Below are 26367 nucleotides of genomic sequence, written 5' to 3'. Positions count from 1 at the left end.
TCACACCCATCCAATGAAAGGAACCCACATGAAGAAGAGCCTGCTGGCAGCAGCGGCGATCGCCGCCATGCTGCTCACCGCTGGTTGCTCGGGCGCCGGCAAGGACGCCGACCCGAAGGCCGCTGAGGAGACGACGTCCGCGAACACCGCGGTCGACCTCGCGAAGCTCGGAGTCAACGAAGAGGCCAAGGCCCTCGTCCCCGCTGATATCGCAGAGCGCGGCAGCGTCACCGTCGGCGTCGATGCGACGTACCCGCCCAACGAGTTCAAGGACGCGGACGGCAACGCGATCGGCTGGGAGGTCGACATGGTCGCCGCCGCCATCACCCGGATGGGCCTCGAGCCGGAGCTGAAGATCGCGAAGTTCGAGAACATCATCCCGAACATCGAGCTCGGCAAGTTCGACCTCGGCATTGCCGGCTACTACGACACGCTGAAGCGCCAGAAGGACTTCGACGTCGTCGACTTCATCTGGGCCGGCAACCAGTTCGCCTCGCTTGAAGAGAACGCGATCGACGATGAACTCGACATCTGCGGCCAGAAGATCGCCGTGCCCAACGGTGGCTCCGCACCCCTCTACTACCTCCCCGAGGTGCAGAAGAAGTGCGATGCGGCGGGCAAAGGCACCATCGACACCCTCGGCTACGACACCACTGACGAGATGGTCGCCGCGGTGAATCTGGGACGCGCATACGCGCTCGTCGCAGACTCGCCCGTCGTCAGCTACGCGGTGAAGAACTCCGAGGGCAAGCTCGTCGGCTCGCCGATCTACGAGAACATGCCCGCCGGTGCGCCGTTCTCGAAGAAGACCGGCGGCGAACTGGCCGAGGCCTTCGCCGTTGCCCTGCAGTCAATGCACGACGACGGCACCTACGACCAGATCCTCGAGTTCTGGGGTGTCGAGGCCGGGCGCTACGACAAGATCACCATCAACGCTGGCGATAAGGACTAACACGTGACCCAGCCGATCACCCAGGTGGTCAATGTGGCACCGCCGAAGCCGATTCGAGCGGTGCCACTCCGCCACCCCTGGCGCAACTTCTTCGCGGTCGCTCTCATCATTGCGATCATCGCGTTCGTCCTCGATGCGGCCCAGCGCGAGGCCTACGACTGGCCTTCCTTCGCGCAGTACCTCTTCGACGGCCGCGTGATGATGGGCGCGCTGAACACGCTCGCCCTGACCGTGCTCTCGATGATCCTCGCGATTGTCGTCGGCATCGTTGTCGCGATCATGCGCGAGACGACGAACCCTGTGCTCCGGAGCATCGCGTTCGGGTTCCTGTGGCTGTTCCGCGGCACCCCCGTCTACGTGCAGCTGGTCTTCTGGGGCCTCTTCACGGCGATCTACCAGCAGGTCAACGTCGGGCTGCCGTTCGCCGAGCCGTGGTTCACACTTGAGCTTGCCGACGTCATCCCGGTGTTCTGGATCGCAGTCGTCGGCCTCGGTCTGAACGAAGCGGCCTACATGGCTGAGATCGTGCGGGCAGGTCTGCTCTCGGTCGACCGCGGCCAGAGCGAGGCCGCCGACGCTCTCGGTATGAGCTGGTGGTTGCGAATGCGCAAGGTCGTCATTCCGCAGGCGATGAGGGTCATCATTCCGCCAACCGGCAACGAGCTCATCTCGATGCTCAAGACGACGTCTCTGGTCACCGCAGTTCCGTACAACTACGACCTCTACACCCGCGCCAGAGACATCTCATCGGCGACGCTCAACCCGATCCCACTGCTCCTGGTCGCCTCGGTGTGGTACCTGGTCTTCACTTCGATCATGATGTTCGGCCAGAGCCGACTCGAGCGTCACTTCTCCAAGGGGCAGAACGCTCGAATCGAGCGCAAGCGCAAGAAGACCCGGGGCCCGGCACAAGCCGAGATCCCCGTGGTCGGCAACGAGGAGGCCACGCGATGAGCGAAGCAAAGATGACGGCGCTCGATGTGCACAAGTCCTTCGGGGACAACTACGTGCTCAAGGGCATCGACATGACGGTGAAGCGGGGCGAGGTCAGTTGCCTGCTCGGCCCCTCAGGCTCGGGCAAATCGACGTTCCTGCGCTGCATCAACCACCTCGAGACGATCGACTCCGGGCGCATCGAGGTCGACGGTGAAGTGATCGGATACCGGGAGCACGGCGACAAGCTGTACGAGCTGCACCCTCGTGAGGCAGCCAAGCAGCGCGAGAACATCGGCATGGTGTTCCAGCGATTCAATCTCTTTCCGCACATGACGGCACTGGAGAACATCACCTGCTCTCCAATGTTCGTCAAGGGCGAAGGTCGGGCGGAAGCGAAGCGCTCTGCGATCGATCTGCTCGAGCGGGTGGGGCTGGCCGACAAAGCCGACTCGTACCCGAGCGAGCTCTCAGGAGGACAGCAGCAGCGGATCGCGATCGCCAGGGCGCTCGCGATGAAACCTGATCTCATGCTCTTCGACGAGCCGACCAGCGCGCTTGACCCCGAACTGGTCGGCGAAGTGCTCGACGTGATGAAGTCGCTCGCGGAGACCGGCATGACGATGATCGTGGTGACCCACGAGATGGGATTCGCCAAGGAGGTCGCCGACACGGTGACGTTCATGGACGGTGGCCAGGTTGTCGAGTACGGTTCACCCGAAGAAGTGCTGGTGAGACCTCAGCACGGTCGAACCCAGGCGTTCCTCTCGAAGGTGCTCTAGGCCAGCGGTGACGGGCTGGAGCCTGCGCTGACGCGCTGCAGGCCGGCCGGGGCATGACCCGGAAGGGGAGCGGGATCCGCGATTGCTGTGCATGGCAGCGCCCGGTTCCGTCGCCGGGCCGCTTTCATCGAGGTCACCCGTGTGGCCCTTTGCGCGCGAGCGAAAGGACTACACGGGTGACCTCGATGCATACCCGAGGGCAGCTGGGAAGGCCGTCGCGCTCGCGAGCCCGCTGCTCGCGAGCGGCGGCCCCGCGAGGGGCGGGCCTGTCCGCGCGCTACGGCTGCGTCGAGTTCAGGTAGTCGAGCAGCTTCTGCATGGACGCGGGATCCTCCGCGGCCTGCATGAGCTCGGGAACGCTCAGCATGGCGATGAGGGTGAGCACGAAGGTGAGGATCACCGCGAGCACACCCGCCGAGAGCGGCACCCAGAAGGCGAGCTTGCCGCCGCGCATGCGCTGGATCGAGAACACGAGGGCGACCGCGTAGAGCGCGAACATGGCGAGCGCGCTCACCGTGCTGAAGGTGCCGAGCCACGCGGGTGCACTGAAATCTGCGATCTCGAGGGCGTCGCCGACGAGCGAGATCGTGGGCGGCAGCGAGAACAGCACGAGCGCCGAGTAGAGCGCGCCGAAGGCGCCGAGCGCGAGCAGGGCGATGGTGAACGCCATGTCACCCGCTCGCCGGGGCTTCGCCTGCGGCGTCGGGCCCTGCGCGAAGCGGGGCTGCTGGCCGGGCCGCGCGGCGGGCGGCTCATCGGCCCGGTAGGGCGGCGGATCGCCGGCGCCGTGCTGCGGTCCGCGCTCCGGGGCGGGCGCCTCGGGTCGCGCGGCCCGCGGGGCCTGGGGAGCTTGAGGGGCCTGGGGCGCCACACCGAGATTGTGGGGCACACCAGCGAGGGAGCCCTGATCGGGTGCCTCGGCCTGCGCGGCCTCGGCGCCCTCGGGCTTCCAGCTCCAGCCCTCGGGAGCGTACTCGCCGTAGGCGGGGGTGGGGCGGTCGTCGCGCGGATCCGCCACTAGGCGCTCACCGACTTGCCGGCGGAACCGAGCTGATCGGCGGCGAGGGCGATGCGGGCAGCCATGCCGCTCTCGGCGAGCTTGCCCCAGGCGCGCGGGTCGTACTGCTTCTTGTTGCCGACCTCGCCGTCGACCTTCAGCACCCCGTCGTAGTTCTTCAGGATGAAGTCGGCGGCGGGCCGGGTGAAGGCGTACTGGGTGTCGGTGTCGATGTTCATCTTGATGACGCCGTTGCGCACCGCCTCGGCGATCTCCTCGGCGCTCGAACCGGAGCCGCCGTGGAAGACGAGGTCGAGGGGCTTCGCGCCGGTGCCGTACTTCGCCTGGAGGCCTTCCTGGATCTCGGCGAGGAGCTCCGGGCGCAGCTTCACGCCGCCGGGCTTGTAGACGCCGTGGACGTTGCCGAAGGTGAGCGCGGTGAGGTAGCGGCCCTGCTCGCCGAGTCCGAGCGCCTCGACCGTCGACACGGCGTCGTCGAGGGTCGTGTAGAGCTGGTCGTTGATCTCGTGGGTGATGCCGTCCTCTTCGCCGCCGACGACGCCGATCTCGACCTCGAGGATGATGCCGATCGCCGCCATGCGGGGGAGCAGTTCCTTGGCGATGTCGAGGTTCTCGGCGAGCGGCACGGCCGAGCCGTCCCACATGTGCGACTGGAAGTAGGGCAGGCCGCCCTGCTGCACGCGCTCTTCGCTCGCGGCGACGAGCGGCAGCACGAAGTTGTCGAGGTGCTGCTTCGGGCAGTGGTCGGTGTGGAGCGCCACGGTCACGTCGTAGGCCTTCGCGACCTCCTCGGCGTACTTCGCGAAGGCGATGGCGCCGCCGACGCGGTTCTTCACGGTGTGGCCGGCGAAGTAGTCTGCGCCGCCGAAGCTGACCTGGATGATGCCGTCGGAACCGGCCTCTGCGAAGCCCTGGAGCGCTGCGTTGAGGGTCTGCGAGCTCGAGACGTTGACGGCGGGGAAGGCGAAGCCGCCCGTCTTCGCGGCGTCGAGCATGGCTGCGTACTGTTCCGGAGTTGCAACTGGCATCTGTGCTCCTTGGCGTCGTGAAGGATCGGCTCCCTGCCGCTCCGAGGAACCAGTCTACGCGGTAGGGTTATGGGTATGACTGAACCTGTTTCGCTGGGCGATTGGCAGCCCGATCGCAACCTCGCAATGGAACTCGTGCGCGCCACGGAGGCCGCTGCGATGCGCGCCACCCCGTGGATCGGGCGGGGCGACAAGAACGCCGCCGACGGTGCAGCGGTCGACGCGATGCGGCGCTTCCTGTCGACGGTCAACATGAACGGCACCGTGGTGATCGGCGAGGGCGAGAAAGACGACGCCCCGTGGCTCTACAACGGTGAGCAGGTCGGCAACGGCGAGGGCGCCGAGTGCGACGTGGCCGTCGACCCGATCGACGGCACCCGCCTCACCGCTGAGGGCCGCCCCGGCGCGCTCTCGGTGATCGCCGTCGCCGACCGCGGCAGCATGTACGACCCCTCGGCCGTCTTCTACATGGACAAGCTCGTGTGCGGCCCGGCCGGCGTGGGCGTGGTCGACATCCGCCGCCCGATCGGCGAGAACGTCCGCGCGCTCGCCCGCGCCAAGGGCGTCGATGTGTCGGACATCCGCGTGGCCGTGCTCGACCGTCCGCGTCACGCGCAGCTCATCTCGGACATCCGCGAGGCCGGCGCCGGCACGCGGCTCATCATGGACGGCGACGTCGCGGGCGGCGTCAACGCCGCGCGCTGGGATTCGCGCATCGACATGTGCGTGGGCATCGGCGGCACCCCCGAGGGCATCATCACGGCCTGCGCGGTGAAGGCGCTGGGCGGCGTGATCCAGGGGCGCCTGTGGCCGAAGGACGACGAGGAGCGCCAGAAGGCGATCGACGCCGGCCACGACCTCGACCGCGTGCTCGAGGCGAACGACCTGGTGTCGAGCGACAACTGCTACTTCGTGGCGACGGGCATCACCTCGGCGGAGTTCGTCGACGGCGTGCAGCGCCGCGGCCCGTTCGTGCGGGCCGAGAGCATCGTGATGCGCGCCCACTCGGGCACGATCCGTCACGTCATCAGCGACATGGACCCGGATCGCTGGAGCTGATCCCGCTCAGCTCCCGACCTCGTAGTTCGCGGGGTTGATGATCGAAGCCCTCAGGCGCTCGCGCCTGGGGGCTTCGATCAGTTGTGGGCCTCAGCGTTGTCGCTCTCATCACCCCCGTCGGGGCGCAGTTCGGGGGCGATGAGCGGGCGCACCGCGTCGTCGAGCTGCGCGGGTTCAGTGCCGATCTTCTCGCCGTTGAGCGCGCCGATCTTGCGGGCGGTGGGCAGCACCTGGCGTTCGAGCGAGCCGACGTAGGCGTTGTAGTCTTGCACGCCCCGCGAGAGGGTTCGGCCGAGCTTGTCGAGGTGGGTCGCGGTGCGGCCGAGCCGGGTGTGCAGCTGGCGACTGAGGTCGAACAGCGTGCGCGCCTCGGCGGTGAGCGACTCCTGGCGCCAGCTGTGGGCGATCGATTTGAGAATGGCCCAGAGGCTCACCGGGGAGGCGAGGGCCACGCGCCGCTCGAAGGCGTACTCCAGCAGCAGCGGGTCGGTGTCGAGCGCGCTCGACAGGAGCGATTCGCTGGGCACGAAGGCGACGACGAGCTCGGGGGAATCGGGGAGCGCGGACCAGTAGCTGCGATTGCTCAGCGCGAGGATGTGCTCGCGCAGGGCCTTCGCATGCCGCCCGAGCAGGGCCGCGCGCCGGGTCTCGTCGTCGACGTGCTGCGCCTCGAGGTGGGCGTCGAACGGCACCTTCGCATCGATCGCGATGCTCTTGCCGCCGGGCAGGCGCACGACGAGGTCGGGGCGCGCGGCGCCGTTCTCGGAGGTGAGATGCTGCTGCACCTCGAAGTCGACGTGCTCGATCATGCCCGCGGCCTCGATGATGCGGCGCAGCTGGGTCTCGCCCCAGAGGCCGCGCGTGGTGTTCGAGCGCAGCGCGGCGGCCAGGCTCTCGGCCGTGCCGCGCAGCTTCTCCTCGGCTCGCGCCGCCTGCCGCAGTTGCTCGGCCAGCTCGCCGTGCTGCGAGGCGCGCTGCTGCTCCAGCGCGGTGACCGTGGTCTCGAGCTTGCCCAGGCTGTCGCGCAGCGGTGCCAGCTGCTGCAGCACCCGCTGCTCGTCGCGGTCGAGTTCGGAGCGCTGCCTGGCGTGCTCGTGCGCGTCGCGCAGCCGATCCTCGAGCCCCTGCACCCGGGTCTCGGCGGCGGCGAGCTCTTCGCGCAGCAGGCGCGCCCCCGATTCGGCGTCGAGCCTGGCCTGCTGCACGGCCAGAGTGCGCTCGTGCGCGGCCCGCGCCTCGATCTCGGCGATACGCTGCGCTGCGGCGGGAGCGGCGGCTCGGCGCCCGATGGCGAAGCCCGCGACGCCGAAGATGAGCGCTGCGACGACGATCAGGAGAAGAGTGGGAACGGTCATGCCGACATCGTCTCAGGGACCACTGACATTCTCGGCTCGGCCGATCAGAGTTTGAGGGGGATCGCCTTGAGCTGTTGGATGCGCAGCCCCGTCTTCTTGGCGAGCGCGGCCACGTCGCCCGCCTCGTGCCGTCGCGCCGCATCGGAGATGATCGCGGCGCAGGCCTCGGCGTCGGCGAGCGCGTCGTGGTGCGCGAACTCGCCGAACCCGGCCGCCTCGGCCGCGAGGGGGAGCCGGTGCGATGGGATCTCGTAGGTCTTGCGCGACACCTGCACGCTGCACAGGTAGCGCAGCCGAGGTGTTGGCGTGATGGTCTCGGCGCAGGCCGCCCGGATCACGCCCATGTCGAAGCTCGCGTTGTGGGCCACCGCGACGTCGTCGCCGATGAAGTCGCGCAGTTCGGCCAGTTGGCCGGCCCAGTCGCGGGCCTCGGAGACCATCTCGGCGGTGATGCCGTGGATCTTGATGTTGAAGGGAAGGAAAGCGGCGTGCGCCTCCGGCGGGCGGATCAGCCACTCCACGCGATCCACCACGCGCCCCTCGCGCACGCGCACCATGCCGACCGCGCAGGCCGAGGAGGGATGGCTGTTGGCGGTCTCGAAATCGATGGCGGTGAAGTCGACGGGCACGCATCTAGGGTGTCACACGCGTCTGACATTCACGGGCGCGAGGCAGTCGTGCGGGCGCACTGCGATGCTTCGACGGACATCATCGGTGTTTCGGGGCAGAAAGGCCGATTGCTTCCGAAATGCCGGAGAGATCCGAAACAGCGGGCCCCAGCGCACGTTGCGGCCGCACCAGCGGCGAAGTACCCGGGTGACGGGTAGGATGGACCCTCGTGGCTCTGACAATCGGCATCGTGGGACTCCCCAACGTGGGCAAGTCCACCCTCTTCAACGCACTCACCCAGAACGACGCGCTCGCCGCGAACTATCCGTTCGCCACCATCGAGCCGAACGTGGGCGTGGTGAACCTGCCCGACGCGCGCCTCGACAAGCTCGCCGAGATCTTCGGCAGTGAGCGGATCCTGCCCGCACCCGTCAGCTTCGTCGACATCGCCGGCATCGTGCGCGGCGCGAGCGAGGGCGAAGGCCTCGGCAACCAGTTCCTCGCGAACATCCGCGAGGCCGACGCGATCGCGCAGGTAGTGCGCGGCTTCAGCGACCCCGACGTGGTGCACGTCGACGGCGCCGTCGACCCGGCGAGCGACATGGAGACGATCAACACCGAGCTGATCATCGCCGACATGCAGACCCTCGACAAGGCCATCGTGCGCCTTGAGAAGGAGCTCAAGAACAAGAAGATCGACGCCTCGGTCGTCGAGACCGCGAAGGCCGCCCGCGCCGCGCTCGACGACGGTCAGGTGCTCTCGCACGCCGGCATCGACCTCGAGCCGATCAAGGAGCTCGGGCTGCTCACCGCGAAGCCGTTCCTCTACGTCTTCAACGTCGACGAGACCGTGCTGCAGGATCGCGCCCGCCTCGACGAGCTCGCCGCGCTCGTCGCGCCCGCAAAGGCGATCTTCCTCGACGCCAAGATCGAGAGCGAGCTCATCGAACTCGACGCCGAAGACGCCGCCGAACTGCTGGCCTCCATCGGCCAGGAGGAGAGCGGGCTGGATCAGCTCGCCCGCGTCGGCTTCGATACCCTCGGCCTGCAGACCTACCTCACCGCCGGCCCCAAGGAGGCCCGCGCCTGGACCATCAAGAAGGGTGCGACCGCCCCCCAGGCTGCCGGCGCGATCCACACCGACTTCGAGAAGGGCTTCATCAAGGGCGAGATCATCTCCTTCGAAGACCTCGTGGAGTGCGGATCGGTGGCCGAGGCCCGTGCGAAGGGCAAGGCGCGCATGGAGGGCAAGGACTACGTGATGCAGGACGGCGACGTCTGCGAGTGGCGGTTCAACGTCTAGGAGAAATCAGCGTAGATGAGATCCTCGAGCTGGGGCGTGCTTGGAGGTGCGACTGCGTGGGATCGCACGGGTGCTTGAGCCGGTGATCGGCTTCTCGTTCGGGCGGGGGCTGCGCGCAGACCGGGCTCGGCTCGCCCATCTGCTGGAAGAGGTATGCCCCGACGGAGACGAATCCCCGGGAGCTGAGAAGGTCGCGTAGGCCGCGAGTGGCTCGCGGCCTCAGACGTGGAGTCGGTTCGCCGGCCTGCGTCACCGCCGCCCGACGGGCGACAAAATGTGCCTGGAAGCGGTGGAGAGGCCGTGGCGGGAAAATGACAGCCCGCCGAGAGGCTTCGCATCGCGCGCCTCGCTCGCGGCGAGGCGCCCTACAGGGTCGGGCATCGAGGGCCAGAGCGGACGCCGACGAATCGGTTGGTGGAGCGCTGAATTCTCTCATAGGATGAGTGCAGCGAAATCGCGGTGACAGTTGGCATGACAACGACGATTTCGTCAGGCGCCCCGGGCATGGCGGCGCCGATCGTGATCTCAGCTGGATCTCTTCGACCCGGCTGTTATAGGGGGCTGCCTGCAGCCGGGGGAATTGCAATTGAAGAAGATCTTCTCAGTGGTGGTCACTGGCGTACTCGCTGTGCTCTTGGCGTTCACCGATGTGCTCGGCGGGGTCAGTGCAATCCCCGCGGCGGTCGCCGACGAACTGCCGAGCGTCACGCTCAACGGCACCGTGAGCGCGGGCGAGCCCGGATACCTCAACCCGAAGGCCAGCGTGCTCTCGACGGGCACGGAGACGCGACTGAACTACCGCCTCGTGCCGGGCTGGGCGTCGGGCGCCGCGAGCGGCGTGCGTGTGGCGATCCACCTGCCGTCGCTCGAATACGACGAGGCCACCGGCGAGTACCGGGTGCTTCCTCGGGATCGCGCACCCAGCAAGCTCGGCGTGCAGGGCCGCGTGAGCGCCGGCGGCGGCTGGAACGTCATCTCGGACACGACGATGCGGGGCGGCGCGATCGTCATGGAGTACGACGGCGACCTCGGCGCCGGCACGAACCCCGCCTTCGACATCTACCTCACCACCTACAACGACGGCACGGATGGCCCCTACGGCGGCGTGCCCGAGGGCACGACCTTCGAACTCAACGGATTCGTCTCGTACGAGATGTTCAACCGTGTCGAGGGCTCGTCGTGGAGCACCCCGCACGAGCTCGACGACGAGTCGCGCGTCTCGGTGATCTCATCCGACCTGCACTGGGAGACCGGCATCGAGTCGTACGTGCCCGGCGGCGGCTCGGACCTGGTGCCGATCTGGGATCGCTACCAGTACATCGACTACATGTACACCCTCTCGAACACCTCGGAGAACCCGGCCGCGAACATCGACGGCTACTCGGTGACCTTCGACATCGACTCCACCGCCAGCAGCGTCAACGGCATCATCCCCTTCGACATCAACCGGTGGGTGCACAACGAGGGCGGAACGCCGACGGCCAACCCGGACCGCGACTACACCTCGGGGCAGTTCGTGGGCGTGCCCGGCGAGGGCGGCATCCTCATCTACGACGTGACCGACTGGGACGGCGAGAGCGAGCTCACCGATGAGATCCCGTACACCTACTCGGGCACGGGCATGATCACGATCGATCGCGAGCACGGCGCGAACAAGCAGCCGATCACCCCAGGCGACGCCAGCGAACGCAAGTACCTCATCTCGCTGCCGCTGAGCCGGCAGGGCTTCCCGAGCCCGCCCACGAAGTTCAAGGTCACCGCCATCACGAACGTGCTGTTCGCGAAGACCGCCAACTGGGCGAAGACCCGGCTCGTCGAGCGCGAGATCGTGGTGCCCAGCTACGACTTCACCTTCTCGCACACGACCAAGCAGAACGACGTGGTCTACGGCTACGAAACCTACAACGAGATCACGAATCTCACGAGCGCGTCGAACGCTCCGGTGTTCGACCCGCGGATCGACTACGGTGTCGACCCCGACTTCGCCGTCGACCGGGTCACCTACGAGTTCGACCAGGCCGACACCGACTTCGAGAAGGCCGAGATCGTCTACTCGTACACAGACGAGAAGACCGGGGAGAAGGTCACCCAGACCCTGCAGCCGGCGCAGCGCGAAGAGGACGGCGCCGGCCTCGTCACCCTCACCTTCGACCTCTCCGAACTGAACGAGCTCGACTGGGACCGTCAGCTGTCGTTCAGCCTCACCGACCGCGTCGACCCGGGCGAGACACTGCCCGTGACCATCAAGATCTTCGGCGAGCCCTACCGGGTCGGCCCGATGAACTCCGAAGCTACCGTCGTCTACATCGAGAAGATCGCGAGCAACGACGACTTCGGCGAGAACACCACTTACACCGAGGTCGAGCACGAGGCGAAGCGCGACGTGAGCTTCAACGTGATCTACCCGAAGGAGGTCGTGCCGAGCATCCAGGTCAGCGTCGACGGCAAGGGCCCGCGCGCGACGGTGCCGTGGAACTCGACGAGCACGATCGACTTCCTCTTCGGCGTGAACGACACCGTGGCCGCGAACTCGACCACGACACTCGTGCTGAACAGCGGCGCGGAGCGGTTGAAGGACGCGGAGCTGATCCTCAAGGAGGCGCTCTTCGCCCAGGCCGAGAACGTCAGGGTCAAGTACGAGACCCTGGCCGGCAAGGTTGAGGAGCTCGATCTGAGCGAGTACTCCGGCACCGGCGATCTGCGCATCGCGCTCCCCGCGGGGGTCGCGAAGGTGTTCATCGACACCGACGAGCTCAGCTCGAACGGCGCAGTGAACTTCGTGTCGGTCGCGGCGCGGGTCGGCGACAATCTCGACAAGCAGCACACGGTGACCGCTGAGATCCGCACCTACCAGCCGAAGCCCTACGACAAGGACACGAAGCGTCAGGCGACCGGCACGATCGACATCCAGCTGCCGAACGAGCTCGTCCCGGCAGTCGACGTGGTGGGCGTGTACGGTGCGAGCAAGACCCAGACCACCACCCACGTGGGCTACGAGTCGCGGTTCGGGGTCGAATACAAGCTCGACACACGAGGGGTGAACTCTCCCTCCTCGGAGTACGTCATCGACATGCTCAAGGCGACGAAGACCGGCTCGCTGGTCTTCTCGAAGATCGCGCTGCAGAGCCCCTACCTCGACAACGCCTCGGACATCCGCATCGTCTTCGTGGACGCCGCGGGCGCCAAGCAGGAGTTCACGCAGGCCGAGGTCGCCGCGGGCGACGTGACCCTCGGCGACATCGCCAAGATCATCATCACGGGCGAGGATCTCAGCCTGCAGGGGCTGCAGACGATCGCGATCGTCGAGTACGACGCCGACATCGAGATGGGCTCGTCCCAGACCGTCCGCGCGACCTTCACCGGAACGCAGGAGCCGCCCTACACCGTCGAGAAGACCGCGACGAAGAACAACCAGATCACGGTGCGCGAGACCAAGACCGGCGTGAAGGTCGAGGGCGTCAACCAGGTCACCCGCGGGCTGGGCGCCGGCAGCAGCTACTCGATGGAGATCTACCGTCCTTGGAGCTGCGACAGCTACACCTGCGTCATCCACGACTACACGCTCGATCAGGGGTACAAGTCGCTCGGCGGCTTCACCTCCACGATCACCCGGCCCACGGCCGCCTACGACAACAACAATCAGCGCGTCAGCGTCGACGTCAACCTGCCCTTCGAGCACTTCGACCTCTACTACCTGAAGATCCGCGAGGAGATGCGGCCCTACATCGACACGGTGGAGATCTACCGCATGGTCGACGGAAAAGAAGAGCTCTGGAAGACGGTTCCCGGCAGCGAGTGGGTGGAGAACACCCAGGAGGGATCGCGATTCTGGCGGATCAACACCGCTCGCCCGGACATGGCCGACGATCAGCTGTTCGTCACCCACCCCTCGGTCGCCGGTGTGCAGGACCACCCCTACTACAAGGAGGCCTGGGACGCCGACGTGCGGCCCGAGGCCCCGGTGTCCCGCGTCGCGGTCAAGCTGCAGTTCACGCGCGACAGCAATGACGCCCTGCCCCAGATGGCGGGCACCCAGAACGACGTCGTCGAGTACATGGGCCGCTTCCACTCCTCCTCGGTCACCGGCAAGAAGCCGACGGTGCTCACCTCGACCGACCGTATCGGCCTGAAGACCGTGCTCACCCGCACGGCCACCCACTCGGTGAACTCGCTCGTCGGCTACCCCGTCGCCGAGACGAGCACCGGTGCGAACGACACCACCTCGCTGCCGGACAAGGTGATCCCGATGGGGCGGATCGGCGAGTACCTCGCGAGCATCCGGAACGTGAACACCTACCAGCCCAGCCGGTCGTACTGCCTGGGCCACGGGCCGAATCTGCACGTGCCGGTCGCGACCGAAGCCGACGAGTGGCTCTGCACGTACGACCCGGCCTCCTTCCACGACGAGCTCATCTACGAGTTCACCTACCCGGCGAGCCCGAAGGACGACGCCGTCTACAACCTCGAAGCCAAGTACTTCACCATCGCCGACTCGACAACGATGAAATACCTGACCGGGGTGCGTGCGTTCGACGAGCGGGGCGACTCGGTCGAGATCCGCTTCGACGCACCGCTCTCGGCGGCCGCCCGCTTCGACTACGACAACACCCAGGCCCGCGGCATCCACGACGACGGCGACGGCACCTTCACCGTGTCGTTCGGCGAGAACGGCGGCTACCCGAAGCGCTTCGAGGCCGTCTTCTCGAAGGCGGCCGGATTCGGCGAGCGGACCGCGGAGATCGACGGCGCCGCCGCCGACACCCTCGGCGCCTCGCTCGCCGAGGTCGACGTGCGCGTCGGCGGCATCGTGAACGGCAACAAGGCGCTGCGCGGCACCACGAAGCTGTACCGCGTGCCGGACGACACCGGCACGAAGACCCTCATGAGCACCACGAGCGCGACCCTCACCGGGTACACGCCGAAGCTCGGCGCGAAGCTCAGCATGGTGATCAACGACGGCGTCACCAAGGTCTACGACTACGCCGCCAACGGCACCGACCCCAACACCACACGGGTCGCCGTCGGCATCGAGAACAGCTCGGAAGCCGACATCAAGGACGCGGTCATCAACGTGCGCCCCGACGCCGCGTTCCGCACGCGCGCCGTCGAGATCCCCTCCGACATCTTCGCGGGGGACTGGTCGGTGCAGTCGGTCGTCGTCTCGCAGGGCACGAAGCACGTGACCCTCGACCTGGCCGACTTCACCGACCGGGGCGACGGATTCCACGTCTTCGAACTGCAACCGCTGTTCGACGACGGCACCCTCACGACGCAGGACGTGCCCGTCTCGCTCGGCGGCACCGCCACGCTGCGCAAGCAGCACCTCGACAACATCGCGGTGAAGTTCGTGGCGAAGGACGCGACCGTGGGCCTGTGGGGATCCCTCACCCGGGCGAACTCCGTCGATCCGCTGCCCACGAAGATGCGCGAGGGCGGCGACGTCTTCCTCGCGGGCGTGTGGGTCGACGAGGAGACCGGTGGCCCGAGCTGGCAGTCGAAGCCGTCGTTCGTCACCGACCGCACCAAGGGCGGCAACGAGACCCTCATGTACCACACCTCGTTCAACACGAACGCCGTGGTGACCTCGTACAACACGATCTCCGTCTCCGCGGGCGCCGCGAACAACAGCGACAAACCCACGCTCACGCTGTCGAGCGCGTCGGGGCATCCGGCCCCCCGCCTCTACACGCGCGTCGCACGCATGGAGACGCACGCGGTGCATCTGCAGCAGAACTTCGAACGGGCCGCGGATCCCGCCCTCTTCTACGACGCCGACACCGGCGCGCAGATCGACTATCGCAATATGGCAGTCGGCGACACCACGAAGGTGCTCTACGAGCTGCGGAACGTGGGCGGCACGGCTCCGGCCGACGATGCGCCCGGCGCGCTTCCCGTCTTCCGCCCCGTCGCGCACATCGAAGCACCCGCCGGACTGCGGATCTCCGACGTGCAGGCGAGCTCCGACTTCATGCGCGGCAACCCGAACCGGGAGGCCCGCCTCTCCGAAGGCCCCAACACCGCCGTCGAGGTCGCACCTGGCGACGTGACGATCGCCACCCCGAACACCAAGCGCGCCGACGTCTCGTTCGACGTCACGCTCAATGATCGCGAATCGGTGTTCTTCTACGTCGAGTTCACCGCGGTGAACGACTTCGGCGCCGCCCTCGGCGCCACGCAGGGCAAGACCCCGCAGTGGAACGCCTACGCGCGCCCCGCCTACACGCACCACTTCATGAGCTACGACAGCACGGGCGTCAACGGCACCCGCATCACGGGCACCACCACCACGAAGAACTACGACGGCGACAGCTTCGCGGAGCACCTCGGGCAGGTGCAGAACCACCTCTACCGCTACTCCGACCCGAACCAGCTCGTCATCGAGAGCCGATTCGACCGTGAGAACGTCTCGGGCGAGACGATGACGCTCACCGTCAAGAACATCCGCAACGAGATCCTGCACGACAACACCGATCTCGACCTGAACATCGCGCTCGACGCAGGCGCGCTCGGCGCATTCGAGCTCACCGGCTTCCCCGCGCCGCAGTACCCCGCCGGCTTCACGGGAACCTTCGGCGCGACCGAGACCGGCGTCGCCGAACCGAAGGTGTTCTTCAAGCACGGCAGCGACTGGGTGCCCGTGGCAGACTTCGACCCCGACGTCCACAAGATGGCGGCGATCAACGAGCTGCGGGTCTCCTACGGCACCGTGCCCGCAGTGGACCCCGCCACCGGGGCGACCTTCGAGGCCCAGCCGTTCACCATCCCCGGGATCGGCCACTGGCGCAGCGCGGGGGCAGCGACGACCAAGTCGTACGTCATCAGCTCGCAGGCGCGCACCACGCTCACCCACCAGGACGACGCGTGGCAGCCCGTCGCCTCCTACACCTACCTCGCCTCGGCGAGCCAGCGCGTGTACAAGGCGATCCCCACCGTCGAGTTCAATATCCAGTCCTTCGGCAGCGCCGCAGAGGCTGCGGCGAGCTACTCCGGCTCGCGGGTCGGCAAGACCGACTACGTCGCGGGCGACGAGGTGTTCTACCGGCTGACTGCGAAGAACCACACAAGCAGGCAGGGCACGAGCACGGATACGCCCTACGGCAAGGCGCCGCTGCGGCACCCCGTGATCTTCGACAAGCTGCCCGAGTACCTCCAGGCCGAACTCTCGCAGCACGTGCACGGCGGCGAGCTCGACGTGCAGGCGGCGATCGACGCCGGCGCGCTGCAGATCGTCGTGCGCGACGAGGCCGGTCAGCCGCGGGCGTTCACCCCGCCGAAGGTGACCGTGGAGGCGGCCACGGGGCTCGACATCGCCGGCTCGCAGACCTTCAACAAGGCCGGTCACAACAACGGCTGGGGCCTGCTCTCGAACGCGGAACCGCTGAACACGACCGCGAACCCCGCCGATGAGATCGACTTCCAGGTCTTCACCTACGACTTCCAGGACGAGACCCTGGGTCGCGGCGAGCAGATCGAGATCATCTACCCCTCTCAGGTGCGCACCGATATTCCGCTGCCCCGGGCCGACTACGCCGACGGCACCCCCGTGTTCGCACCGCTCTTCGGCTGGTACAGCAGCAACGTGCCCGTCGCGAACTCCGCGATGAACACCTCGATGGACATGGCGTCGCTGCTGCACGACGCGGGCATCACGGGCAACCGCGGCCACGAGATGACCGATCTCGAGTTCCTCTCGAACTCCTACTCGTGGCAGCCGGGCTCCAACGCGCAGCGCCGACACCCCAACAACTCGTCGGGTTCGAACCTGCAGACGACCTTCTACGACGAGACCGCGAACAAGCAGAAGTCGCATCCGGCCTATCTGCGCGAGGCGTATGCGGCGGGCAACGACCGCTACAAGAACGACCTCTACCTCACCTTCGCGGCGGCCGATCTCGAGGACAACTTCCGATTCGCCTCGAAGGGCCGTGTCAACGACGGCGCGGTGCTGTCCGATGAGCGCATCCTGTGGGCCCAGGACGGCATGCAGCTCAGCCGTGCCTGGTTGTACGGGGCGAGCGAGATGCTGCCGGCCGTCAAGCGCGGGGCCTACGGCACCGACGCGGCGAACTTCTACGAGCACGACGGCACGCTCAACTCCTACAACCGGCATCGTCTGGGCTACACGCCCTACGTGGACGACCCCTACACCTACGCCGTCGAGCTCCACGAGCGCTTCACCGTGCGGCTCCACGCCGCGAACCTCGGCGACCGCGAGGTCGAGAGCGGTCTCCTGTACACCGAGATCCTGCCGCTCGGCATCACCCCGTACGACGAGGACGGCAAGCTGATCGGGATCACCGCGGTCGGCGGGAACGGGAACTCAATCCCGAGCACCTTCGAGGTGATCCAGAGCCCGGACGACGACCAGGGGTATCGCGCCCCGGCGCAGTCCCAGGAAGCGGGAACGTACAAGACCGCGACGCTCGACGACGGCGTGCCCTACGTGGTGCAGGTGAAGGTCGCGACGCCGCTCACGGGCATGTTCAACGCGCCCGGTTCGAGCGCCAACGACAAGTACCAGCGCGTCGACATCGGCGTGCGCGTGTACGAGGAGCGCCCGCCCGCGACCGCCGCGGACGCCACTCGCCTCGCCAACATCTCGTACTGGCACGACCAGTTCACGCTCACCTCGATCGAGGAGGAGGAGTACCTCGAGATCTACGGCGCCACCTACGGGGGCTTCAGCGCCGGCATCAACCAGAACAACACCTGGCGCTACCCGAACGACGGCATGTCGCAGGGGATCGAGGTCAACGATCTCGCCTACTACTTCGGCAGCTACACCTCGTACTTCGCCGTCGAGCCGTGGGGTGCGTACATTCGCGGTCTGAACGCCCAGGGCACCACGACGACTTCGAGCGGCAAGCCCGCCATCGTCACCGGCGACCAGATCGCGATGCGCAAGCCCACGCTCCGCGTGTGGACCAGTTCCGAGAAGGACGAGTACGCGAGCGGGATCGATCCCACGATCCAGGACTTCAGCCTGGAACTGTACGAGGAGTTCACGCTCCACTCCACCGTGGAGAACCAGCAGCTGGAGGTGCTGGGCGAGTACAACCGGGTCAACAGCGGCTACAACTACTACTCGGGCGACAACCTCAACCAGGACATCTGGCTCTACGCGCCGCAGACCATCGGCGGCGCCCGCGGTTCGTGGTTCGAGCCGACCGTCACGATCGCCCTGCCCTACGGCGTGGCACCGGTGCTGGAGGACGGCTCCTACGGCCGCTACTATCGCGACCTCGACGAACAGCAGAACGTCGAGTTCACCGCCACCGTGAACAACGTCACCTACCGTTCGACGACGGTGGACAAGCCCGTCACCGAGTTCTTCGACGTGCGCGTCGAGATCGTGGAGAGCACCGCCGGCAAGCGCTTCGTGCTGCACTTCACGGTCAACGAGGATCGCGCCGCCGACGTGGCCTACGGCCAGTCGCTCGTGATCTCGCCGCGCGTGGTGACCATCGACACCCCCACCTTCGGCCCCGACACGGACGACACCCGCTACCAGGAGGTGCTGGCCTTCGCGAACACCGAGCGCCCGGTGTTCAACCCGATCGTCTCGGGCAGGTACACGACGGGCTCCCCGACCTCGCTCACCGAGCGGGACCAGGCCACCGGCTACCCCTACGTGAAGTCGTCGAACGGCCAGACCATCACCGCGAACGATCGCACCCGCCGCGACACCACGAGCACGTGGAGCAGCAACATGGGTGTGCTGAAGGTGACCGAGCGGCTCATCTCGGCGACGAAGGGCTACCAGGGCGACACGGACATCTCGCTGAACAGCAACGTCGCGTGGACGGAGCCGGGGGAGACCTTCAGCCCCGAGGGCGCGGCCGACAAGCATCCGAAGTCGGGCGCCTACGGAGGCACGCTCCTGAACCTGCGGAAGCCCTCGATCACGAACGTGACGAAGGTCGCCGCCTACCCGGGCGCCCCCGAGGCCGAGACCATCCGGGTCGACGCGGCCGGCAAGTACTGGTACACGACCGAGGTGACGAACGCTCCCGAGCAGATCGTCAACCCCTACGAGAAGATCAAGACCGCCGGTGACGTGCACAACTCGCGCTTCGTGGTCACGCACCACGTCACCGAGTTCGCGGAAGCGACGGGCGAGGTGCGGCTGCAGATCGGTGGCGACATCTACGATCGCGCCGCGTTCGAGGCTCTGGGCTACACGGTCGAGCGGGCGACGCCCGCCGTGTCGGAGGTGGGCGAGCGCAAGCGCATCCAGTGGCTGGTGACCCCTCCCGCGAACGAGCGCGGCACCCGGGGCGAACTGCAGTCGGGCGAGAGCTTCAAGCTGCTCTACGAGGTGCAGCTCGTAGACGGCTATGAGGACAACGTGGTGTCCGAGGATCCGGTCTGGAAGACCGACGACCTCATCGTCGACTCCTACGTGTCGCTCATCACGGACGACACGAGCCTGATTCCGGCCGATGCGGATCCCGCCCAGCGACCCGAGGACTTCATCGTGCAGTCCGCGGCCTCGATGGGCTACCGCAGCTACGCTTCGGACGCGGGCTCGTCCCTCGACATCGACGGCAACGGCGACCTCGACGGGCGCTACGCCGCGGACGAGGCGCAGGTGGAGATCCTGAAACCGCGGGCCGAGGTGCGCGTGAACACCACCCGCCCCCGCATCGCCTACTCCAACGGCATGTCCGGCGACAACTACTTCAACTCCTCGGACACGATCGAATACCTCGTCACCCACGCGAAGAACTCGGGCTCCGGCCTCAAGGAGTTCGTCGTCGAGAACATCCTCCCCACCCACCTGAGCAACGACAGCACGGTCTCCCTCAGCGGTCACCCGGTCTCGACGACCACGATGTACCTGACCTCGGGTGCGTGGGAGCTGCCGCAGGCGACGCTGGATCACCTCGCCGCCGACGGCACCGACATCGACGATGCATTCCGCAGCTACGTCTACGTGTCGCACGAACTCGCCGAGAACGGATACGAAGGCGGCGCCTGGAAGCTGCTCAACCCGGGCGGCAGCTCGATCCTCGCCAACGAGCGGCTGACGCTCGACTCGGGCGCGGAGCGCGCAGACGTCAAGAAGTTCCGCGTCGTGGTGAAAGCGCTCCAGCCGGAGCGCTACCTCGTGCCGCAGGGGCTGCGACTCGACGTCGACGCCGATCCCGTCGCAGACGGGAAGCAGTCGGTGCTCGAGACCGACCCCACCAACCAGAGCATCGAGCAGTACCCGGCGTCGGTGACCGACGCCGCGGTGAAGGTGGGCATGCGCGCCTCGTCGACCGCCAAGTCGACGCTGTTCGTGTACGGCACCGCGCAGGCCTGGGGCAACTACGTCAGCACGAGCGTGTCGAAGCTCGCTCAGAGCCAGACCCGCTCCTACCTCACCCCGTCGCGCCCGGTGGTCAACGTGAAGTACGACGCGCTCTACTACCGCAGCGACTCGACGCGCCCCCAGGGGGAGCGCTTCGGCTGGTCCGACATCATGGCCATCGCGCCGAAGTCGTCGCCGCACCTGAAGTTCACGGGCGAGTTCATCAACGCCGACGACACGATGTGGTCGCGAGACGAGGACAACACGTACTCCGCGGACACCCTGGTGGATCCGTTCGTGACCTTCCAGCTGCCGACGGTGATGGAGTCGGGAGGAGCCTTCAAGTACGTGCCCGCCGATGAGATCACTCCCGACCATCCGCTGAGCGACGAGCACCGCTCGCGCTACTCGCTGACGGCGCAGGAGAAGAACCTCTGGACCTGGAAGCTCGTGCGCGCCGACGGCAGCGAGGCGAGCCCGGATTCGCATCTGAAGCACACCGATCTCTACGCGGGTCCCTGGCCGGGCTTCGATCGCAACGTCATCTCGATCTGGTTCGAGGGCAACGTCTACCCCGGTGACAAGATCGTGGTCGAGTTCATCGGATCGGTCGACGCCTATTCGCCGGGCGCCGACGCGGAGGATCTGAAATCGCGCGCGGTGGTCACCAACAGCACGGGCCTGCTCTACCCGCTGAACTCGCAGCAGAACTCGGGCAACCGCCTGGGCTACTCGACCGACTACAGCGACTTCAACAAGAACAGCCTGATGAACGACCGCCTCGTGTTCTCGGAGCGCACGCTGTTCCAGTACGAGACCTACGACAACTTCGGCAAGCGCAAGATCGCCTACTCCGACCTGAACCGGGCCGGCACCGTCGCGCCGGAGATGACGCCGGTGCGAGAGGGCGGAGACTTCTCGTTCGAGGTGTCGGTGGACAACTCGAAGGAGTCCGGAGACCGGGCCTACCCCTATCCGATCCTGTACGACGTGCTCCCTTTCTCTGGCGACACCTCGATCAGCAACGCGACTCTGCAGCGAGGATCGCAGTACTCGGCGTGGCTGCAAGGCGACGGCATGAAGCTGGAGCGCGAGGGCGCCGAGAAGAAGACGTACCAGCCGAACGAGTACACGGTCTTCGTCGGCCCGTTCACGAAGCAGGGCGGCAAGATCGTCGACGCTGCGATGGTGCCTCACGCGGACGCGGGGAGCGAGTCGTTCTTCGACGCCCTCGGGACTCCGGGCGTGCCCTCGACGGTGCGCGACCGCCACTTCGTCGCGCTCGACGAGCTCAAGGCCGAACCCGAGCTGCTGAAGCGGGCGAAGACCCTGCTCGTGCTCTTCAACAACCCGAACGAGCAGCTGCCCGGTCAGAGCAAGCTCAAGTTCACCTATCAGATGAAGGCACCGCTGAACGCGCCGGCCTACCTCGAGCAGTTCGACGGTGCCGACCGCAAGCCGAGCGCCGCGCTCTGGAACTCGTTCATGGCCACGCAGCGGGTGAGCCGCTTCATCCCGCAGGAATCCAACATGGCCGGCTCCTTCGTGACGGAGAAGCGGGATCACGTCTACCTCGGCAACTACGTGTGGCACGACGTGAACTACAACGGCGTCCAGGACGAGGGCGACCCCTTCGTGGACGGCAACGGCCGCACACTGCTCGAACCGTCGAAGGATCTCGACTTCGACGGTGAGATCGACGACCCCGGCATCAACGGCGTGCGCGTCACCCTGCTCACGCCGAAGGGCTACAACGTCGACGCGCTCGGCAACCCGATCCACCGGGTGGGCGCCCAGTGGGAGGTCGTGGACGAGGCCACCGGCAAGTCGGTGCTCGACGAGGTCTTCCAGCAGCCGATCCGCTCTGAGGGTCCCCTGACGACCCTCACCGAGACCGACTACCACGGCAACGACGGGTACTACACCTTCTCGAACATCCAGCCGGGCGACTACCGCGTGATGCTGGAGTTCCCGCAGGAGTACGATTCGTTCTCGGCCACGACCACGGAGGTGTTCAAGCGCGCCGGGGTGACCGTCTACGCTCCCGGCGAGCAGCTCGACGTGCCCGCCGAGGTCGATGATGCGGCGCTGGTGACGATCACCGACGCCGCCCGGGTCGACACGGCCACGAGCGACGAGGAGCGCATGAGCTTCGACTTCGGCGTCGCCCAGACGCTGCGCGTCGGCGGCACCGTGTTCGCGGAGGACATCGACACCCTCGACGGCTACCAGGCGGGACCCGGCGAACCCGGCATCGCCGGCTACCACGTCTACCTCAAGCGGATGAACGGCGACACCGCCGTCGACGCCTACGGCGAGCCGATGGTCGCGGTGACCGACGCGCAGGGCAAGTACGCCTTCGACGTGCTGCCCGTCGACCGCGAATACTACATCGAGGTGACCGACCGCAACGACGGGTTCAACCCCGAGTGGGTCGTCTCGCCATTCGTGCACCACATCGATCCCTTCGCCGAGGCGACCGATAACGACGGCCTGAACGAGAAGGGCACGAAGGTCGTCAAGACGAACACCCTGCGGTTCGATCTGGAGGGGCTCTTCGAGTCCGGCTTCGCCGACCGCGAGTCGGTGAGCATCGGCTTCTACGAGAAGTCGACCTCGGGCGTCATCGGCAACCGCGTCTGGGACGACCTCGACCGCGACGGCGTCCAGGACGACGGCGAGCCCGGCATCGCCGGACAGGCGCTCGCGCTCCAGCAGTACGTGCGCCCGGCCGGAGGGGAGTGGACCCGCACCGGCTTCACCCAGTCCACGGTCTCGAACGCCGACGGCTACTACTACTTCACGAAGGTGCCGAGCGCCGTCTTCGAGGCGGGCGAGCCCGTCGAGACGAGGTACCAGGTGGTGGTCGACCGGCTGGTCGACGGCTACACCTTCGCGCTCGCCCATCAGGGGTCGGGTGCCGACGCCGCGGAGTTCGACTCGGACTTCTTCCCGAACGGCACGATGCACCGGACGGCGAAGGTGGGCGACAACCTCGTCAGCATCGGCGACTTCGACGAGGCGACGGGCGTGATGTACGGCATCAACGACAACACCGTCGATCTCGGCCTGGTCGCTCACGCGCGCTCGTCGCTGTCGGGCGAGGTGTTCATCGACACCGACGGCGACGGCGTGAAGAACGACGCCGCGAAGGCCGAGAATCGCTACACGGCGACGCTCGAGGTGCTGCACCAGGGCGCCTGGGTGGAGGCGAAGCAGGATGCGCAGGGGCTCATGATCGAGCCGGCCGTCGCGCAGAGCACGGACCCCGCGATCCGGAGCACCGCCGTCTCCGCCTACTCCTTCGAGAATCTGCACATCATGGACTCGGTGGAGCGGGTGCCGTACGAGTACCGGGTGAGGGTCACCGAGATCCCGCTCTGGCAGGACGTCACGAAGCTGCACGTCGGGTCCGATCCGGCGCGCGACAACGACTTCGTGCACGACGCGCGCACCATCGCCAACTCCGCGGTCTCGGATGCGCGCATCCTCGGGGAGCTGCAGCAGGGGCAGCTGCACCCGATCGAGACCTTCACCGGGGTGCCCGCGGTGAACGTCGACCTCGGCCTCGCCGAGCTCGAGACGGAGGCGACGATCGGCGACCGGATCTGGCACGACCGCGACGGCGACGGCGTCCAGGACGCCGGCGAACCCGGCCTCGTGGGCGTCGAGGTGGTGCTCAACCGCGTCGTCGCCGGCGCGCTGGTGCCCGTTGATCGCACGCGGACCGGCGCCGACGGCGCCTACGAGTTCACCGCCGAGGTCGCCGACACCGATCCCACGAGCCCCGGCTACCAGACGCCGCACGTCTACGCGGTCGAGTTCAACCTGACCTCGCGTCAGTCGCTCTCGCCCACCGTCGTCGACGGCGCGGCGACCGAGTCGAAGTTCTCGAACCTCGAGGTGGCGGGCGCGGCGCGCTACGATCACGGTGTGCAGGATCCCCGCCACACGGCGGTGTCCGAGGAGATCGTGCTCGTGGAAGCCGACGCGAACGGCTACGCGCGCTACGACACCTTGGAGAGCACCGAGCTGATCGACGGCGGAGTTCTGGTGCACGAGTCGGTCCGGGTGATCGGCGACACCGTCTACGATGACCGCGACCGCGACGGCGTGCAGTCGGCGGGTGAGCCCGGCATCGGCGGGCTCACCGTGAAGCTCTTCAAGCTGAACCGCGACACCGGCCTCTGGGAGGCCTCGCAGGGCGCGGGCGACTCGTCGTCGACGATCACCGACGCCAGCGGGCGGTACCGCTTCGAGGTCGAGGTCGCGGATCTCGACAAGGATTCGCCCCACTACCGCGAGGCCGAGGAGTACCGGGTGCTCGTCGAGGCTCCGGCGAACATGCGACTGGTCGAGATCGGCAACGTGTTCTTCTACCAGAGCACCGTCGACGTCGATGGCATCGCCATCGCCAAGCCCTTCAGCTACGTGCTGACCGACCCGGTGAGCCTCGTCGATGCGGGCGCCGACGGCGTGGACCTCGCCACTGCGCGCGACGTGCTCACCGCGGATGCCGGCTTCGCCGTGTACGACACCTCGGTGGTCGTCGGCGGCCGGGTGTGGGACGATGCCGATCTCAACGGTCTGCAGGACGCCGGTGAGGTCGGCGTCGCCGGTCGCACGGCGGTGCTGTGGGAGCTGGTCGACGGCGAGTGGCAGGAGACGGAGGATCTGGCCGGGCGCAGCCGCGTCGTGACCGGAGCCGACGGGATCTACGCCTTCGAGGTGAGCCCGACCCGCTACGAGGAGCACGAGCCCGGGTTCCTCGCGCCGCGCGAGTACCGCGTCACCGTCGAGCGCGAGGGGTACCACGTCTGGTCGCCGCTCAACGTCGGCGACGACCCGACGATCGACAGCGATGTTCAGGCGGCCGAACCGGAGTTCGGCACGCGGTACACCGGTGTCACCCACTCCTTCGTGATCGCGGATCATGCCAATGGTGTGATCGACATCGCGAGCGTCCGCGACGATCGCGCCATGGACATCGGCCTCAAGGTCTACGATCACGAGGTGATCGTCGGCGGCGCAGTCTGGAACGATATCGACGAGGATGGCCGGCAGCAGCACTCCGAGCCGGCCCTGCCGGGTCAGCGGGTGACGCTCTGGGAGCGGATCGACGACGAGTGGCGGATCGTCGAGGACGCCCGCGGGCGCTCGACGCAGCTCACCGACGACGCGGGACGCTACGAGTTCGAGGTGCACCCGACGAGCTACGACGAGGAGTCGGAAGCGTTCCTGCAGCCGCGGGAGTACCGCACCACGGTCGGTGTGCCGCAGGGCTACCGCCTGAGCGGGGGCAGCCTCACGGCCGAGCTGGAGGACGAGCTGGTGGTCTCCGCGAACGCGCAGATCTCCGAGCTCGACGAGGACGGCAAGGTCGACCTGGCGGTCAGCCGCGACGATCTCACGCTCGGCTTCCCGTTCGCGGCGGTGCCGGAGCCGGCTCTGGCGCTGACCGGTGCCCGGTCGATCCTCGTCATCGGCGTGCTCGTGCTCGCGCTCGGCGCCGTCGCGGTGCTCATCGGCGTGCGGCGTCAGCGTCGGGCGCGCGGAAGCGAGGAGGCGTGATGGAGGGAGATGCCGTGACGGAGCAGCCGGAGGAGGAGCCCCGCGGCCCGCGCGATCAGCGCCCGCGGGCGCCCCGGCGCAGGGCGCTGTGGATCGCGGCTGCGGCGGTGGCCGTGGCGATCGGTGCGCTGGTGTGGCTGAACTGGCCGGCGCAGGACGTGGAGTCTGTGACGGTCGGCGGTGCGGAGTTCGCGACCAACGTGCAGATGGAGGAGCAGGGCGGCTACGTGTACGCCTACATCCCGGTCAACACGGATGTCGGCGATGTCGTGATCGAGGTCGCCGACGCGGAGGACAACCGCGAGATCCGCGAGTTCCTCGACTCGCTCGACACGCTGGTGCCGGGGGAGCACGTGCTGGCGCTGAGCGATTCGAATCTGCACATCATCGTGGACGGCATGTCTGAGGGCTGATCCCACAATGTTGACGCTGCTCACATGCGATCGTAGGATCGATGTGAG

At 67.3% G+C, this 26367-nt stretch carries 11 protein-coding genes; 7 read left to right on the top strand and 4 right to left on the bottom strand.

The genetic code is table 11. From position 1 onward, the window contains the following. The first annotated feature begins 28 nt into the window (after positions 1-28). Genes H629_RS0101400 through H629_RS0101390 form a run of 3 tightly spaced genes read left to right on the top strand, consistent with a single transcriptional unit; the run spans position 29 to position 2667 of the window. The gene (locus H629_RS0101400; protein ID WP_024355573.1) at positions 29-952 is read left to right on the top strand and encodes a transporter substrate-binding domain-containing protein; all 924 of its coding nucleotides are present in this window, start codon (positions 29-31) and stop codon (positions 950-952) included. A 3-nt stretch (positions 953-955) separates the two neighbouring features. Further along, positions 956-1906, top strand: a complete 951-nt coding sequence (locus H629_RS0101395) for an amino acid ABC transporter permease (protein ID WP_205618675.1) — start codon at positions 956-958, stop codon at positions 1904-1906. 11 nt (positions 1907-1917) lie between these two features. Then, positions 1918-2667, top strand: a complete 750-nt coding sequence (locus tag H629_RS0101390; protein WP_024355571.1) for an amino acid ABC transporter ATP-binding protein — start codon at positions 1918-1920, stop codon at positions 2665-2667. A 277-nt stretch (positions 2668-2944) separates the two neighbouring features. Here the strand turns inward: H629_RS0101390 and H629_RS0101385 are convergent, their stop codons facing one another. Both H629_RS0101385 and fbaA read right to left on the bottom strand, forming a co-directional pair. Continuing rightward, the gene (locus H629_RS0101385; RefSeq protein ID WP_024355570.1) at positions 2945-3685 is read right to left on the bottom strand and encodes a DUF6264 family protein; all 741 of its coding nucleotides are present in this window, start codon (positions 3683-3685) and stop codon (positions 2945-2947) included. After that, entirely contained in the window at positions 3685-4713 is a 1029-nt protein-coding gene (gene fbaA / locus H629_RS0101380; RefSeq protein WP_024355569.1) for a class II fructose-bisphosphate aldolase, read from the bottom strand. Before fbaA ends, H629_RS0101385 begins: the two co-directional genes overlap by 1 nt. Before the next feature lie 75 nt (positions 4714-4788). Here fbaA and glpX point away from each other — a divergent pair, with 75 nt between their 5' ends. After that, the gene (gene glpX, locus H629_RS0101375) at positions 4789-5772 is read left to right on the top strand and encodes a class II fructose-bisphosphatase (protein WP_024355568.1); all 984 of its coding nucleotides are present in this window, start codon (positions 4789-4791) and stop codon (positions 5770-5772) included. Positions 5773-5849: 77 nt separating this feature from the next. Here glpX and H629_RS0101370 read toward each other — a convergent pair whose 3' ends face one another. Further along, on the bottom strand, positions 5850-7127 hold the full coding sequence (locus H629_RS0101370) for a DNA recombination protein RmuC (protein WP_024355567.1): 1278 nt from the start codon (positions 7125-7127) through the stop codon (positions 5850-5852). A 44-nt stretch (positions 7128-7171) separates the two neighbouring features. Continuing rightward, positions 7172-7756 carry a 3'-5' exonuclease gene (locus H629_RS0101365; protein WP_024355566.1) on the bottom strand — a complete coding sequence of 195 codons (585 nt, stop codon included), beginning with the start codon at positions 7754-7756 and terminating at the stop codon, positions 7172-7174. A gap of 209 nt (positions 7757-7965) precedes the next feature. Between H629_RS0101365 and ychF the strand changes: the two genes are divergently transcribed. The 3 genes from ychF (at position 7966) to H629_RS0101350 (ending at position 26319) form a co-directional block, all read left to right on the top strand. Next, complete coding sequence (gene ychF / locus H629_RS0101360) at positions 7966-9039, top strand: redox-regulated ATPase YchF (RefSeq protein ID WP_024355565.1); 1074 nt, start codon at positions 7966-7968, stop codon at positions 9037-9039. A 586-nt stretch (positions 9040-9625) separates the two neighbouring features. Beyond that, entirely contained in the window at positions 9626-25906 is a 16281-nt protein-coding gene (locus H629_RS0101355; RefSeq protein ID WP_024355564.1) for an SdrD B-like domain-containing protein, read from the top strand. Next, entirely contained in the window at positions 25906-26319 is a 414-nt protein-coding gene (locus H629_RS0101350) for a hypothetical protein (RefSeq protein WP_024355563.1), read from the top strand. The genes H629_RS0101355 and H629_RS0101350 overlap by 1 nt, the downstream gene beginning before the upstream one ends. Positions 26320-26367: the final 48 nt, after the last annotated feature.

It is taken from the genome of Leucobacter chironomi DSM 19883 (genome assembly GCF_000421845.1).
Classification (GTDB): Bacteria; Actinomycetota; Actinomycetes; order Actinomycetales; family Microbacteriaceae; genus Leucobacter; species Leucobacter chironomi.
Note: the sequence above shows the minus strand (reverse complement) of the source record. Positions and strands in the feature narration are given on the sequence as shown.